The sequence below is a fragment of the Mycobacterium sp. URHB0021 genome, assembly GCF_054057895.1.
Map to the genome: position 1 here is coordinate 6,351,237 of NZ_JBSRZT010000002.1, position 15,197 is coordinate 6,366,433.

Here is a 15,197-nt window from a genome sequence, read left to right on the forward strand (position 1 = left end):
CACATCGATTGCAGGACATAGTTTGTGGTGCAATGCACACTCTATACGAGAAGGCTTCACAGAGCATCGAATGACTTGACCGGCGACGGCTCGCCTCTGTTCAGCTACTGCCTCCCGCACCGTACTCACCGAATCAAACCGGCCGCAGCGAACTGGTTCAGTGCCGCAGTGAGGTCCCAATTCGGTTCGCCCGCGAGAACAGCGATTACCTGGTCCACCGTGATCGCGCCATCGATGGCGGCTGTCAGCAATGATTCGCAGGCGGATTCTTCGGCAGATTCAGCGATTTCGACCATTTCCGCCAGCGTCTGAGCTTCAGCGGCCCAGACAGGTGGCAGCGCCATGTCGAGCTCGTCATCCGTGTCCGTCGCGCCGCGCCACCAACGTCCATCTGCCCACCAGTAACAGAAGCTCAACAAGCCATGCTGGCAACGGATGTTGAGCACCGCCTCATTCACCCACACCGGAGCACCGGCGAACAGATCCGGTAACGGTTCATCCTCGAGATAGGCGGCCGCCAACAGCGGCGACTCCCACCGTCCTCCGGACAACACGGCCCGGTCGCCTGGTAAGAGAACCAACGTTGCCCCGCTGCGGGTTTGAGACTCATACCAACCCAATCCTGGCGTGACTCTCGGTCCGTCCTCGGATTCGACGCCCATGTGCAGCGCCCCCAGAACGGCCCACCTAGCCCACATATCGGCAACATGTGCGATGTCATCCGCCGGCGTTGCTGCCCGACCGGCCGCGAGGTCAGCAGCCACTGCCGCCTCAGCGGTAGGGACATCACGCGTCTGGACGTCAGGGTCCGCAAGGTAGGCGGCCAGCCACACAGGCAGCGACGACCTTGGGTAGGCGGCGATGTCGTCCAGATAGTTCTGGGCCGGCTGTAGCTGGTCTTCGGGGAAGGGATCGTCGCCGTAGTCGTAGCCGATGACGGTCTCGCCCTCGTTGCTGATGTCGAAAACCAGTCGCCACCAGGGTCCGGCCGGCGCCCCGCCGCTGATGTCTCGTTGTTCACGCACCAGCGAGGTGATGTTCTCCGGAACTTCGGCGAGTTGCAATTGCCTGCCATCAGGGGTCTCGTACCAGACATACGCTGTTTCGTCCACAACGGTCAGGGCGAACTCTGCCCTGCACCACAGCCAGTCATCCGGCGCGAAGGAAGTTAACTGCTGGGCAATGAGGTCAAGCAATTCTGAGGCAACGGCTGCCTCTTCTTCACTGTTCACCTCACCGCGACCGTCAGCCGCCGAGGTACGGCCGAACTGGTACATCGGCAGCGTGCTGTTCGACGACAGCGACGACACCCCGGACGCGTGCGGGAGCACCGACACCTGCTCGATCGCACCGGTATCGCTCACCAGGAATGTCGGTCGCACGAACGGACGCATTGCATTGTCCGAACCTGAGGCATACACCGACCAACCGGTGTCGAATCGGTCTGCGGTCAAACTCTCAGTGGGGTAATCCAGTTCGGCGGTTCGGACATGCTCCGCAACCGCAGATATGGCCTCGGCGGCGTTCACGCTCTAGCGGTCTCTGATCGATCGCACAATTCCGATAACGTCCGAGCCTCGAGATTTCATGCAACGTGGGAGGCGCCGTCGCATCCGCAACACATCTGAGTGGGCTGCGCGTGTGCACGATCGGATGTTGGCTAGCGCTTCGGCAACTCCAGATGCGGCCCTCAAGCGAGCTTGGCAGGGAGCCGCGGGCAAGCTTCACGGCCAGGAGCGTCGACCGTCTCCCGTGTGACACGTCCGGATACGCGAGGCACTGGCGATGAGTTCCTAGGCGCCTTCGCCGCTGTGCGTGCATCGGACCATGCCTGGGCACAGGGCAACTTCCCGGAGGATGTGGTGGCGGCGCATCGCTGGCGGTACTGAAGGGAATGCTGCCCGCGACATAGGTCTGGACTGCGGCCGAAACTCAGGCTGTCCGGCGAGCCGGACGAGCCGGTCGGTGACCGGCATCAGGCGGATGTCCCCCGACGGTGTGCTCAGGCCGGGTTGGGCGAAGGTGATCGCAACGCATTCAACTTCTCAAATCAATTGCAGGAGTGCGGTTGCGGCCACGGACACATCAGACGTGGCAGGCCGATGCCTTCGCGGCAATCCGAATTCGAGGAAAGTAACCGAAGACGAGACCTATTTGCCGTCAGTGTCCGAGGCGCCGAGCCATTGGAGGGTAGAAGGGCTGAACAACAGCGCAAGCGTGATCAGCGCTACGACCCCGACTGGTATCCCGAGGAGCCATTGGTGAGACCCCACAGCCATATACCACGCCACGGGCAGCAACAGGAGTTGCGCGAATACGGAAAGGCCTCGGCCCCAGCGCCTGCCGGTCCACAACGCCCAGCCCGCTACGAGTACGCCGCCACTGATGATCACGAACCACGCGGCCGTACCGAACTTGTTGAGCCCTGGCTCGTCTGTACCGCCGAAGGCGCTCACCACATAGACCACCGCAGCCAGCAGACCCGCGACGCCCTCGAGCGCCACGAGGACGGCGGCCTGGCGCACGGTGGTGGGCGACGGCACCGTCACGACACGTACTCGCGGGCGCGCCGATCGGTCACGCCCGTACGGTACCGACCCGGTGGCCGCGTTGGGCAGCCAGCGCACCGGAGCGTTGTCGGTGCCATACCCGTCGTAGCGGCCCCGCCGCTCGACGAACTCGAAGAAAACCGTGCCGACCGTGCGTGTGTAGAAGTGGACGAACGCGCCGCCTGCGTCCCTGTCATAAGGGAGGTCGAGATCGCGCAGTTCGCCGACCATCACTTCCTCCAGTCCGAACCGGCCGAACAGATAGTCGTAATAGTTGTCCGGAACGAGCAGAAACTCGGCGCCCCTGGCGCGGGCCGACCCGATCACGTCGGAGCACGCGAACGCCACATGCTGCGGCATGCCGGCGCCGTCGAGCACATGCGGCGCGACGTTGAGCAGCAATCGCACCGAATCGTCCGCGGTGCGCGTGGATTGGCTGCGCACCAATCCGTTAGGACCCGGCACCTCGGTTGGCACATCGGCCGTAAACCCGAAGACGCTGGACAGGAACAACACCGCATCGTCGAACGTCTGCCAGGGCTGCGAGAGATTGACGTGGTCGATGCCAAGCACCGGCGTCGGCGCCGGGGGCAGGCCGTTCTCGAACTCTTCGACCCACGCCGGTTCAGTCACCCAGAACATCTCGGTGCCGTCGGGGGGCGACGGCGGCGCCAAGGGCCTGCTCGGTCGCGTAAGTCCTGCGGTAGGCGGCTGGCGCCATCAGTTCGGCTGCGCGACGGGAGGTCGCCGCCGCATCTGGCACCTGAAGACCGACGGCGGCCACATGAGGAATCTGGTCGCGGCCCTGCTGCTCGTTGAGCACCACTCGCGCGGTCCCGGCCGCCCACAACGATACCGGCTTGGTGCGATGGCGACCACCGGATGTGTAACCGAGACGCTGCAGTTGTACCTCCACCTCGCTGGTGTCCTCGGCCTTGATTTCGACGAAGTCGAATCCAGTGGGCGGCTTGGCCTCGGTGAGCGTGGCAAGGTCGCGGCGCCAACCCTCCGGATGGTGACCAGCGGTCTTGTCCTGCAGCAAGAGCAGCGACCGCAGCGCGTGCACCCCGGTGCGGTCCGGGTCGGTCTGGCGGAACGTGTCGTTGAAGACCTCCGGCGACAGGGGGCCGTCGTAACCGGTGGCCAGCACATGCGGGATGAAACCCACGAGATCGAAGGCGCCCTCGCCAGGGAAGAGTCGGTCGTGGCGGCTCCACGACAACACGTCCATGCTCAACGCGGGCGCGTCCGCGAGCTGTAGGTAGAAGATCTTGTCGGCCGGGATCTCCTCTATGCCCGCTGGGTCGTCGCCGCGGGAGAGTACGTGAAAGCTGTCGAGGCATACACCGACTATCGCCATGCCTGGCGCATCGTCGCGGCGGCCGACCATCCGAACGTCGAAGCGCCCCGGGCGGTGTCCGCGAAGGCGGCTGGGTGGTCATCGGCATCTTCACCGCCGTGGTCTGTGTGATCGCCTGCGCGTCGGCGGCCACCGCCGGGGAAACCAAGTAAGTCCCCACCCCGCTGCTCGGCGGCAGGGTGCCAGAATCGACGAAGGTTATGGTGAACGGCTGACGACGGTCACGTCGCGGATCGGTTCGCACTGAACAAACGGCACGGCGCGCACGGTTAGGCTCATTGCTCGTGCGCGCCGTGCTGATCGTGAACCCGAACGCGACGTCGACCACCCCCGCCGGTCGCGATCTGCTGGCGCACGCCCTCGAGAGCCGTGTCAAGCTGACCGTGGTGCACACCGACCGCCGCGGTCACGCCATCGAGATCGGCCGCGAGGCGACCCGCGAAGGCGTGGACGTGCTGATCGTGCACGGCGGCGACGGCACGGTGAACGAAGTCGCCAACGGGATCCTCGGCGAGACGGGCGGCCGCGGCCCGGCGCCGGCCGTCGGAGTGGTCCCCGGCGGCTCGGCCAACGTGTTCGCCCGCGCACTGGGCATCAGCTCGGATCCGATCGAGGCCACCAACCAACTTGTCGACCTGCTCAGTGACTATCGGCGGCGCAGAAGCTGGCGGCGCATCGGCTTGATGGACTGCGGCGAACGCTGGGCGGTGTTCACCGCCGGCATGGGGGTGGACGGCGAGGTGGTCGCCGCCGTCGAAGCGCAGCGGGAAAAGGGCCGCAGTGTGACGGCCGCCCGCTATATCCGCGTCGCAACCCGCGAAGTGCTGGCCAGCGCCCGCAAAGAGCCGACCTTGACACTGCACCTGCCCGATCGCGACCCGGTGGCCGGTGTGCACTTCGCGTTCGTGTCCAATTCCAGCCCTTGGACCTACGCCAACACACGTCCGGTGTGGACCAACCCAACGACCACATTCGAGACCGGCCTCGGCGTCTTCGCGACGACGAGCATGAACGTATGGACCAACCTTCGCCTGGTGCGGCAGATGATGTCGCGCACGCCGCGCCTCACGGCCAAGCACTTGATCCGCGACGACGATCTGCCGTGGGTGCGGGTGACAAGCGACGCGCCGGCGGCGTGTCAGATCGACGGCGACTACCTCGGTCCGCGCAACGTCATGACGTTCACAGCGGTTCCGGATGCCCTGGGCGTTGTCGCACCGCCCGCGCTTGCCGCAGCTGACCTGCGCTGATGCAGAAACTGGAATGAAATGTGGGCGTAGCTGTGTTCAGGCTAGTACAAACGGGTACTGGGTCTTCGAACCGACCCTGTTAGTGAGATAGCGCACGTGTGAACTTAGTTCTATTGACATCTGTTCAGTCTGTGAAAACATCGGATGCAACAGTGCAGAAACATTTCGTGTGCACGCGTTAACAGCCGAAGAAAAGCTCGTGCGCCTTGCTGCGCACACGGTAAGGAGTTAGAACAATGGATTGGCGCCACAAGGCGGTGTGTCGTGACGAGGATCCGGAACTGTTCTTCCCGGTGGGAAACAGTGGCCCGGCGCTCGCGCAGATCGCTGACGCGAAGCTTGTCTGTAACCGCTGCCCGGTGACCACGGAGTGCCTCACCTGGGCTTTGGATTCAGGCCAGGACGCCGGCGTGTGGGGTGGCATGAGCGAAGACGAGCGGCGCGCGCTGAAGCGCCGCAATGCTCGGACGAAGGCCCGCAGCGGGGTCTGACCCTAACCAGCAAACCCAGAGTTACGGCCCCGGCTAAATGTCGGGGCCGTAACTCTGTGCAAATACAATTTTGTCCGAATTGCGTCAGTGAAGGTCATTCTGCGTATTCGGTCACAATTTGAGGCGTCGCGCACGACTACTGCGCGAGCCGTGCCCGCCTGCCGATGGGCACCCGCAACTCCACATCCGTGCCGCCGGTAGGCACGTCGTGCATGCCGAGCGACCCGTCCAATTCGGCCGACACCAACGTCCGCACGATCTGCAGGCCCAACCGGTCGGACTTCTCCAGACTGAACCCCTCGGGTAGCCCACGGCCGTCGTCGTGCACGACCACATCCAGCCACCGGGCCGACCGCTCGGCACGGATCGTCACGTTGCCCTGCTGGGTGGTGGCGTCGAAGGCGTGCTCGATGGCGTTCTGCACCAGTTCGGTGATCACCATGATCAGCGCAGTGGCCCGGTCGGCGTCGAGTACGCCCAGATCACCGACGCGGTTGATGCGGATCGGCATGTCCATGTTGTCCGGGACGGCGACGTCGTTCATGATCGGCAGGATCCGGTCGACCACCTCGTCGAGGTTGACCTCCTCATCCACCGACATCGACAGCGCATCGTGCACGAGCGCGATGGACGATACCCGTCGCACCGATTCAATCAGCGCGTCACGCCCCTCGGCGTTGTTCGTGCGGCGGGCCTGCAGGCGCAACAGCGCCGCGACGGTCTGCAGATTGTTCTTCACGCGATGGTGGATCTCACGGATGGTTGCATCCTTGGACAGCAGCGCCCGGTCCCGGCGCTTGACCTCGGTGACATCGCGGATCAGCAGCGCGGCACCGACGGCCGCCCCGTGCACCACCAGCGGCAGAGTGCGCAGCAATATCGTGGCGCCGCCGGCGTCGACCTCCATCCGCATGCTCGACCCGCCTGCCAGCGAGTCGCGGACATGGTTGGCCAGTTCATGCGCCTCGAAGGGGTCGGAGATCAGCGGCCGGGTGACGCCGACCATGTTGTGCCCCTCCAACTCGGCCGTGAAGCCCATCCGATGAAAAGCCGAGATCGCGTTGGGACTGGCGAACGTGACGACCCCGGCCTCGTCCAGCCGAAGGAACCCGTCCCCGACGCGTGGACTCGACCGGGACATGGCTACATCGCCGACGTTGGGAAACGTGCCCTCGGAAAGCATGTGCAGCAGATCGCCTGCGCAATCCAAGTACGCGGTCTCCAGCGGGCTGGCCTTGCGGGCGCCGAGCGCGGTCTGATGGGTCAGCACCGCCACCACTTCGTTTCCGTAGCGCACCGGAACGGCCTCCACGTTCAGGCCGGGCGAATCCTGTTGTCCCATAGGGGTTTCCCGACCAATGGCGCCCGACTCGAACGCGGCTGTGACCAACGGAAGGACGCCGGCATCGGTGATGGTGCCGACGGCGTCGGCGAGCAGCACGGTCGGCGCCGTATTCGGCCGAACCTGCGCGACGCACACCAGCACTCCGTCGTCACGGCACACCCACATCAGGAAGTCGGCAAACGACAGATCGGCCAGCAACTGCCATTCACCGACCACCGCGTGCAGGTGATCGACGGCATTGCCGGGCAACATGGTGTGCTCGGCGAGCAAATCACCGAGGGTTGACATTGGTTCTTACTCCGGCTGGGGGCGAGAAACCTGCGCCTAGCTGATCACCGCGATGAGGTCGCCCGCCTGGATGACATCGCCAACGGACACACTCACCTTGCTCACGGTGCCGGCCACCTCGGCCAGCACCGGAATCTCCATCTTCATCGACTCCAGCAGCACCAGGGTGTCGCCCTCACCGATCTGGTCGCCTTCGTGCACGACAACTTCGAGCACACTAGCCACGATCTCGGCGCGAACATCCTCGGCCATCTACACCCCACTTCGTCGGAGTCTCATGTCGCCGGCCGCTCCGTCCGCCGGTGTTCCGGCTCGTGCTGCCTGCTGCTCTATCGAACCACAACCCCGGGGCGAGGGGCGTGTTGCCGGGCCATGCGAGAATGGTGTCAACGCGCCCGCTGATGGCGGGCCCACTAGCCGCTGACGACTCGGAGGATCACCATGGCCAAGCGTGGCCGTAAGAAGCGCGACCGCAAGCACTCGAAGGCCAACCACGGAAAGCGGCCCAACGCCGGTTCGAAGGCAGTGCGCTAACCGCGGCGGATGATCGTGGTGCGGCTGATCTCGATCCGCAGCCGCTCGCGCAGGCTCTCCGGGGCCTTCTCGCCACTGCATTTGGTGGCGATCAACCGCTTGACCCGCTCCTCGACGCCATAATGGCGCAGGCACGCAGGGCATTCTTCGAGGTGATGACGCAGTTTGTCCCTAGTCTCGGCGGTGCACTCGCCGTCGAGAAGCGTCCATACCTCCGCAATCACCGCCGCGCATTCGGGATGCTCGGGATCCACGGGACCGACCGGCGGGGACCAACGTGCTCCGTCGTCGCTCATGACGAGACCTCCTCGGGCGCGTCGAGCTGCTGCCCTCGTATGAAACCGCGCTCCCTCGCCACGTCGGCCAGCAGTTCGCGGAGCTGGCGCCGACCGCGGTGCAGCCGGGACATGACGGTGCCGATCGGCGTATCCATGATTTCGGCGATCTCCTTATACGGGAAGCCTTCGACGTCGGCGTAGTACACCGCCATGCGGAATTCCTCCGGCAGCGCCTGGAGCGCTTCTTTGATTTCGCTATCCGGAAGCCCCTCGAGAGCTTCCACCTCCGCAGAGCGCAGGCCGGTCGATGAGTGCTCGGCATTGGCGGCCAGCTGCCAATCCGTGATCTCCTCGGTCGGATACTCCGACGGCTGACGCTGCTTCTTGCGGTAACTGTTGATGTACGTATTGGTCAGAATCCGGTACAGCCATGCCTTCAAATTCGTTCCCTCGCGAAACGACCGGAAACCGGCGTAAGCCTTCACCATGGTTTCCTGAAGCAAATCCTCGGCGTCGGCCGGATTACGCGTCATCCGCAGCGCACCGCCATAGAGCTGGTCGAGCAGTGGGATCGCGTCGCGCTCGAACCGAGCGGTCAGATCTGCGTCAGACTCATCTGCTCTATCCAGGGCAGACGTCTCAGCCGCCGTATCGGGCGCCGACCCGTCGATGTCAGTCATCGTGGGGAACACCGTCCCTTCTGTTGCGGCACCACCGTAGCGGTCCGGCAAAGCCACCGGACGTTCCATAGCCAGGGTTGGCACCTAGACCCTCCTTCGATCCTAGAGGCTGAAACCGACACGACCCCGGTGGCTACGCCCTACCGCGGCCACTACTGACGTCAGTAACAGTGCGACCGGCCGGGGTTGTTCCCCGCATACGCTGGGCCCGTGGCGCGTGCAGCAACTCCGGCTATCGCGGCCCTGCTGGCAGCCGGCGTTCCCCATGAGGTGCTTCAGTACAAACACGATCCCCGGGCCGAATCGTATGGGGAGGAGGCCGCCGAGGAACTCGCCCGAACGCAGGGCGTTGACCCTGGTCAGGTGTTCAAGACCCTGGTCATCGCGGTGCCGAAGGGCCTGGCCGTTGCGGTGCTGCCGGTCGGGACCAAGCTGTCGTTGAAGACCGCCGCTGCGGCGCTGGGCGTGGCCAAGGCGACGATGGCCGACCGGGCGGCCGCCGAGCGCTCGACCGGTTACGTGATCGGTGGAATCTCCCCCCTCGGGCAGCGCAAGCCGCTGCCCACGGTGGTCGACGCCTCGGCGCTGCGCTGGGACCGAGTGTTGTGCAGCGCGGGGAAACGCGGCTGGGACGTCGCGGTGCATCCGCAGGACCTGATCGGGCTGACGAACGCGGTGACCGCCGACATTCGCGCGTCATAGGGTGTGGACCATGTCGCTCACGGGCAAGACCATGTTCATCTCCGGCGCGAGCCGCGGCATCGGGCTGGCGATCGCCAAGCGAGCCGCGGCCGACGGCGCCAACATCGCGCTGGTCGCCAAGACCGCCGAGCCGCACCCCAAGCTGCCGGGGACGATCTACACCGCTGCCAAGGAAATCGAGGAGGCTGGTGGCCAGGCGCTCCCGATCGTCGGCGACGTCCGCGACGGCGCCTCGGTGGCCGACGCGGTCGGTCAGGCTGTCGCGCAGTTCGGCGGCATCGACATCTGCGTGAACAACGCATCGGCGATCAACCTCGGCTCCATCGAGGAGGTGCCGCTCAAACGGTTCGACCTGATGAACGGCATCCAGGTCCGCGGCACCTACACCGTCTCGCAGGCGTGCATCCCACATATGAAGGGCCGGGAGAACCCCCACATCCTGACGCTCTCGCCGCCGGTCCGGCTGGAATCCGAATGGCTCAAGCCCACCCCCTACATGATGGCCAAGTATGGAATGACGCTGTGCGCGTTGGGGATCGCCGAAGAAATGCGCGCCGAGGGAATCGCATCCAACACGCTGTGGCCACGCACTCTGGTCGCCACCGCGGCCGTGCAGAACCTGCTCGGCGGCGACGAGGCGATGGGCAAGGCGCGAAAGCCCGAGGTGTATGCCGACGCGGCCTACGCCGTCCTCGCCCGGCCGGCCCGCGATTACACCGGGCAGAGCCTGCTGTGCGAGGACGTCCTGGTCGAATCCGGCGTCACCGATCTGTCGGTCTACGACTGCGTTCCCGGCGGGCAGCTTCAGGTCGACCTGTGGGTCGACACCCCGAATCCACCGGGCTACTCCGCTCCTTGACCGGCGGCCGCTCGACCTCGCTCAGGCGAACTCGATGATTGCCGCGGGACCATATCACCTCCAGTTCGGAACCGCTGTCATCAGTCGAGCGTGACCTCGTCGATGTCCCAGTCCTTTACCGACTCCCCGCAGGATCGCCGCCCGACACTTCATCCGCGGCGTCCCCGCGCAATGCCCACGCGGCGCAACCCGTGGGCGGCGGCGACCCGGAAGATGCCCATCGTGACGCGGAATTTGCCCTTCGAGTAGGGGTACCAGAGCAGCTCACGAGACTGCGTCGGAATCCGTGGCGTCGTAATCGCTTGCGGACGTGTGTATTTCAGCAACCCGTCCGCGCCGCCGTTGCGAGAGCCGATACCGGAGTTCTTCCAGCCGGGCATCGGCAGGGCGAAGCTGAACCCGTTGGCCATCGCATCGTTGATGTTGACCGCGCCCGCCTCGAGTCGACGCGCCACCCGTTCGCCCCGCGCGTTGTCCCCGGTCCACACCGTCGCCGACAGGCCGTACGTCGAGTCGTTGGCCAGCCGGATGGCCTCCTCCTCGTCGGCGACCTTGACCACCGGCAAGGTCGGGCCGAACGTCTCCTCCTTCATGCACGACATCGACTGGTCGACGTCGGCCAACACGGTGGGCTGGAAGAAGGTGCCGACGCCGGTCGGCTTGCCCCCGGTGGTCACCCGCGCCCCGCCGGCGACCGCTTCGTCGACGTGACGCCGCACGATTTCGCGCTGCGCCACGGTGGCGATCGCTCCCACGTCGAACCGGTAGCGGTGGTCGTCCTGGCCCTGGCGCAGCCGGCTCACCTTCTCGGTGAGCCTGACGACGAACTCGTCGTACACCGGCGCCTCGACGTAAACACGTTCGACCGAGACGCACGCCTGACCGGAATTGAACATCCCGCCCCATGCGATGCCGTTGGCCGCCCGCTCCAGGTCGGCGTCGGCCAACACCAGAGCGGGATCCTTGCCACCGAGTTCCAGGCTGTAGGGGATCAGGCGCTCCGCACAGGCCACGGCGACCTTGCGGCCCGTCGCTGTCGACCCCGTGAAGTGCACGTAATCAGAGTTGGCGATCACGGCGGCACCGGTCTCGGCATAACCATTGACCAGAGCCATCACCGGCGGAGCGCCGATTTCCGTCCAACCCCTGATGAATTCGACCGCGCTGAGCGGGGTGACCTCCGACGGTTTGAGGAGCAGGGAAGCGCCGGCGGCGAGAGCCGGAATTCCGTCGACAGGGGCGTTCATGAACGGGAAGTTCCACGGGATGATCAGGCCGACCACCGGGTACGGATGATTCACCGCGGTGAGTCGCTTCATCTTGGCCAGCGGGCTGTGTGGCTTGGGGTGACGGTCGGCCAGGAAAGCCTCGGCGTTGCGGGCAAAGTAATTCAACAGATCGGCGGAAAGGGGCGCTTCGATGGACGCCTCGGCCCTCGGCTTACCCGTCTCCGACTGCACCACATCAGTGATGTGCTCGGCGTTGTCGAGGATCCAGTCCTGGAACTTTTGCAGCCAGGTCCTGCGGCCTCTGGCGCCTATCGCTGCCCACTCCGGTTGATAGAGGCGCAGTTCGCGTGCCTTGGCGGCAACGGTGTCGGGAGAATCGATCGCGACAGAGCCGACGACAGACCCGTTGGCGGGATTGCGTACTTCGATGGTGGTGAGCTGCGGTTTGGCGTGCAGATCGGTCATGGGTAGCAGCGTCACACTGTTGACACTCCGAATGTCGAGTATTCGCATACCCGACTTCAGTCAGTTCACCGGCGTGGGGCGCCCGAACCGGACGTGCACTCCCGGTGAGAACAGCGCGCGCAGGCGGTCGCCGGCCGGCACCACACCGCTCGCCGCGAGTAGGTCGTCCTCCAGATCGACGATGTCGGCGGCGTGCAGCGGCCACGGCTCGTGATCGTTCGGAATCCACCAGGTGCGGCCCGCCTTGCGCGTATGAGCACCCCAGCGCGCGGTCAACCACGTTTCCAGCGGCGTCGCGTCCACCCGACGGCCGATGCGGATCGACAGTCGACTGCGCAGACCGCGGCGCGGCCAACGGCGCACGCTGTCGTAGGTCATCACGTCACCGGAGCGATCGATCCGCATTCTCGCCCAGGTGTACGGCACGCCGAGCCCGATCCGGGTCAGCGGCACCACGGCAAGCCGGGATGTCTCCAGCGAACGGAACAGCACACCGTGGCGGTCGGCGTCGTCCGTCGTGTACAGCCGGATGTTGGTCTCGGCGAAGCTGCCGAAATACGGAAGCATCAGCGCCGCGCCCACTGCGGTGCGCCGCACCGCGAACGGCACCAAGCCGACGTACGTCAGCCCGTCGGCGAAGACATCGGGGCGCGTGCCCTGCGGGTAGAGCTGCGCGACGCGGTCCGGGTGCACCGGCCAGTGAATGAAGGCGGCGTCAGCCCAGTGTTGGCCGAAGAACACCGGACGAGGCAGCGGCGGAGCGCTCACCGGATAGCCGGTCAGCGACGATGGCGGGTCGGGTGTGCCGGTCACCTCGTCATCGTGACACGTAGCGGGCCTGACTCAGTCCGCCTGGTAGAGAATTCCGCGTCCGATCGCTTCTCGGACCACGGGCAACGCCGCGGTGGCCAGTGCAGCGGCGTCGACACCATGGAATGCGGCGAGCAGGTCGATCAACGTGCCCAGTGGCACCTCGCCGCGGCAGCCGGCGAACAGCGCCCGGGACACCTCGTCGACGCCGACGACCGCGGCCGGGCCGCCCGGGCGGCGCACCGCGGATCCGACGGTCTGCCAACCGTCGGGGCCAGGCAACGCGTGCTCTTCGAGAAGCACCGGCGCGGTGGATATCCGCGCGGCGAGCAACTGGTCGTCGGTGGTGTCGTGCAGGTATTCGCGACGGACGAAGAACGCGTCCACCTCGGGGCCGGTGAGCGCCTCGTCGGCGCCGACGATCTCCTCGAGCACCACATCGGGCGGGCGACGCTCATCCCCACGCGGGGCGCGCAGCGTGACCATGCCCATCCCCACCCCTGCGATGCCCTCCGCCTCGAACCAGTCCAGCCACCGCCCGCCGCGGCGTGCCGCCTCCTCCGGGAGCTCCCCCGCGTCGGTTGTCCACAGCGACACGTAGCTGACCGGGTCGGCGAACTCACGCTGCACCACCCACGCGTGCAGGCCGGTACCGGCCAGCCAGCCTGACACGCGCTCGCGCCAGTCGTGTCCGTCGCGCACGATCCAATTGGCCATGATCTGTGCCGCGCCGCCCGGTTCGAGATGATCACCGATCTGCTCGACGATGTTGCGGCTTAACGCATCTCCAGCCATACCCGAGTCGCGGTACTGATAGTCCAGCGTTCCGGCACCCACCACGAACGGCGGGTTGGTCACGATGAGGTCGAACCGCTCGCCGTCCACCGGCTCGAACAGACTGCCGCGGCGCAGATCCCATGACATGCCGTTGAACCGGGCGGTGACCGCGGCCACCGCGAGCGCCCGCTCGTTGGTGTCGGTGGCCACGACGGCATCACAGTGCGCATTCAGGTGCAGCGCCTGGATGCCGCAGCCGGTGCCGAGGTCCAGCGCGCGACCGACCGGGCTGCGAACCACGGCGTGGGCTAACGACACCGACGCACCACCGATACCGAGGACGTGATCATGGCGCACCGGTCCGGGACGAAGCGCGGCGTCCAGATCGGAAACCACCAGGAAGTCGCGCACCCCGTCGCTGTGCGGACGGATATCCAGCGCCGCACGCAGCGTTCCGGTCGATGTCGTCTCGACGACGCCGTTGGTGACCAGCGCATCCACACCGACTGTCGGCAGCGCCCGCGCGAGGCGGTCGCGGGTTTCGTCGGCGCCGAGCAGGAACAGCCGCACCAGCACGGCCAGCTGCTGCCGCTCCGGTATCGCGCGCTCGGTGGCGCGCACCGCCGACCACCACCGTCCCGAGCTGAAGGCAACGCCGGCATCGGCGCCCAGCAGGTCGGTGACGCCATCATTGGTGTAACCCGCGGACCGCAGATCGGCGGCGAGGGCGTCGACGACGGCGCCCGACTGCAGCGGCCAGGAGGGTGCCAGCGGTTCCGTCAAAGCAGGGTGGCTTGTTCGGGCTCCGGATCGGCAGGCTCGATCAGCTCGGGGCCGTTGTTGCGGATGCTGTTCACCAGCCGCGACACCTCACGGATCTCGATGCGGTCCAGATCGCCGTGGCCACGCAGCAGACCCTCGTCTATCGGTGCGTCGGGGTCGAGCCATCGGTCCCAGTCTGATTGGCTGATGGTCAGCGGCATCCGGTCGTGGATCTCGGCGAGCGGACCGGCCGCGTCGGTGGTGATGATCGTGCAACTCAGCAGCGGCGGAGCATCTTTGGGAGCGCTCTTGGGCCGCCATGTGGTCCACAGCCCGGCCATGTACAGCAGTTCACCGTCACCGCCGTACATGTAGAAGGGCGTCTTCGGCGCTTTCTTGCCCGAGGCGGCTTCGCCGTTGGGCCGCCACTCGTACCACCCGTCCATCGGCACCAGGCACCGCTTGTTGTTGGCGGAACTCCGAAATGCCGGCGAGGTGCTGACCTTCTCGGCCCTGGCGTTGATGAGCAGTGGGCCCTTGGTGTCGGGTCCACCATCCTCGCCCGTCTTGGCCCACGGCGGGACCAGACCCCAGCGCATCGACCGCACCCGCCGGCTCGATTCGTCGTCGGGCTCACTGTGGCGCTTGACGACCGTGCTGATGGTTGTGGTCGGCGCGACGTTGTAGTTCGCGTTCGATGCGTCCTTCTGCGACGACGTTGCCGCCGTGCCCGCGTTGCTCTCGTCGATGGCGTGGATCTTCTCAGCCAGCAGCGCCGGATCGGTGGTCACCGCAAATCGCCCACACATAGAACCCAT

General features: G+C 65.9%; 16 protein-coding genes. 5 read left to right on the plus strand and 11 right to left on the minus strand.

Annotated features, from left to right (window positions below):
- Positions 1 to 125: 125 nt before the first annotated feature.
- The 3 genes from ACVWWN_RS33390 to ACVWWN_RS33400 form a co-directional block, all read right to left on the minus strand.
- Complete coding sequence (locus tag ACVWWN_RS33390; protein ID WP_457147666.1) at positions 126 to 1,310, minus strand: hypothetical protein; 1,185 nt, start codon at positions 1,308 to 1,310, stop codon at positions 126 to 128.
- Positions 1,311 to 2,150: 840 nt separating this feature from the next.
- Complete coding sequence (locus ACVWWN_RS33395; RefSeq protein ID WP_457149371.1) at positions 2,151 to 2,549, minus strand: hypothetical protein; 399 nt, start codon at positions 2,547 to 2,549, stop codon at positions 2,151 to 2,153.
- A 625-nt stretch (positions 2,550 to 3,174) separates the two neighbouring features.
- Positions 3,175 to 3,909: a TIM barrel protein gene (locus ACVWWN_RS33400; RefSeq protein WP_457147667.1), complete on the minus strand. Its 735-nt coding sequence runs from the start codon at positions 3,907 to 3,909 to the stop codon at positions 3,175 to 3,177.
- 284 nt (positions 3,910 to 4,193) lie between these two features.
- Between ACVWWN_RS33400 and ACVWWN_RS33405 the strand changes: the two genes are divergently transcribed.
- Both ACVWWN_RS33405 and whiB1 read left to right on the plus strand, forming a co-directional pair.
- The gene (locus ACVWWN_RS33405) at positions 4,194 to 5,159 is read left to right on the plus strand and encodes a diacylglycerol/lipid kinase family protein (RefSeq protein WP_457147668.1); all 966 of its coding nucleotides are present in this window, start codon (positions 4,194 to 4,196) and stop codon (positions 5,157 to 5,159) included.
- A 236-nt stretch (positions 5,160 to 5,395) separates the two neighbouring features.
- Entirely contained in the window at positions 5,396 to 5,650 is a 255-nt protein-coding gene (whiB1, locus tag ACVWWN_RS33410; protein ID WP_015305418.1) for a transcriptional regulator WhiB1, read from the plus strand.
- 136 nt (positions 5,651 to 5,786) lie between these two features.
- Here whiB1 and ACVWWN_RS33415 read toward each other — a convergent pair whose 3' ends face one another.
- On the minus strand, positions 5,787 to 7,283 hold the full coding sequence (locus tag ACVWWN_RS33415; RefSeq protein WP_457147669.1) for a sensor histidine kinase: 1,497 nt from the start codon (positions 7,281 to 7,283) through the stop codon (positions 5,787 to 5,789).
- 36 nt (positions 7,284 to 7,319) lie between these two features.
- Positions 7,320 to 7,535 (minus strand): biotin/lipoyl-binding carrier protein, encoded by a 216-nt coding sequence (locus tag ACVWWN_RS33420; RefSeq protein WP_006245864.1) that lies wholly within the window; start codon positions 7,533 to 7,535, stop codon positions 7,320 to 7,322.
- A gap of 189 nt (positions 7,536 to 7,724) precedes the next feature.
- Between ACVWWN_RS33420 and ACVWWN_RS33425 the strand changes: the two genes are divergently transcribed.
- Entirely contained in the window at positions 7,725 to 7,817 is a 93-nt protein-coding gene (locus ACVWWN_RS33425; RefSeq protein ID WP_109749001.1) for a 50S ribosomal protein bL37, read from the plus strand.
- On the opposite strand, the gene rsrA is transcribed toward ACVWWN_RS33425, so the two are convergent.
- Together rsrA and ACVWWN_RS33435 are read right to left on the minus strand one after the other, a co-directional pair.
- Complete coding sequence (rsrA, locus tag ACVWWN_RS33430) at positions 7,814 to 8,113, minus strand: mycothiol system anti-sigma-R factor (protein WP_457147670.1); 300 nt, start codon at positions 8,111 to 8,113, stop codon at positions 7,814 to 7,816. The genes ACVWWN_RS33425 and rsrA overlap by 4 nt on opposite strands.
- On the minus strand, positions 8,110 to 8,775 hold the full coding sequence (locus ACVWWN_RS33435; RefSeq protein WP_457149372.1) for a sigma-70 family RNA polymerase sigma factor: 666 nt from the start codon (positions 8,773 to 8,775) through the stop codon (positions 8,110 to 8,112). The genes rsrA and ACVWWN_RS33435 overlap by 4 nt, the downstream gene beginning before the upstream one ends.
- Before the next feature lie 210 nt (positions 8,776 to 8,985).
- On the opposite strand from ACVWWN_RS33435, the gene ybaK reads away from it, so the two are divergent.
- On the plus strand, positions 8,986 to 9,477 hold the full coding sequence (gene ybaK, locus ACVWWN_RS33440) for a Cys-tRNA(Pro) deacylase (RefSeq protein ID WP_457147671.1): 492 nt from the start codon (positions 8,986 to 8,988) through the stop codon (positions 9,475 to 9,477).
- Positions 9,478 to 9,487: 10 nt separating this feature from the next.
- Positions 9,488 to 10,336 (plus strand): SDR family oxidoreductase, encoded by an 849-nt coding sequence (locus ACVWWN_RS33445; RefSeq protein WP_457147672.1) that lies wholly within the window; start codon positions 9,488 to 9,490, stop codon positions 10,334 to 10,336.
- A 149-nt stretch (positions 10,337 to 10,485) separates the two neighbouring features.
- Here the strand turns inward: ACVWWN_RS33445 and ACVWWN_RS33450 are convergent, their stop codons facing one another.
- From ACVWWN_RS33450 to ACVWWN_RS33465, 4 genes are read right to left on the minus strand one after another with little or no spacing between them, the layout of a single operon-like run.
- Positions 10,486 to 12,030, minus strand: coding sequence for an aldehyde dehydrogenase family protein (locus ACVWWN_RS33450; RefSeq protein WP_457147673.1), 1,545 nt, complete (start codon positions 12,028 to 12,030; stop codon positions 10,486 to 10,488).
- Positions 12,031 to 12,090: 60 nt separating this feature from the next.
- Positions 12,091 to 12,843 carry a YqjF family protein gene (locus ACVWWN_RS33455; RefSeq protein ID WP_457147674.1) on the minus strand — a complete coding sequence of 251 codons (753 nt, stop codon included), beginning with the start codon at positions 12,841 to 12,843 and terminating at the stop codon, positions 12,091 to 12,093.
- Positions 12,844 to 12,873: 30 nt separating this feature from the next.
- A complete protein-coding gene (locus ACVWWN_RS33460; protein ID WP_457147675.1) occupies positions 12,874 to 14,400 on the minus strand; it encodes a DUF7782 domain-containing protein in 1,527 nt (508 codons plus the stop codon).
- Positions 14,397 to 15,188 (minus strand): SOS response-associated peptidase, encoded by a 792-nt coding sequence (locus ACVWWN_RS33465; protein WP_457147676.1) that lies wholly within the window; start codon positions 15,186 to 15,188, stop codon positions 14,397 to 14,399. The genes ACVWWN_RS33460 and ACVWWN_RS33465 overlap by 4 nt, the downstream gene beginning before the upstream one ends.
- Positions 15,189 to 15,197 lie beyond the last annotated feature (9 nt).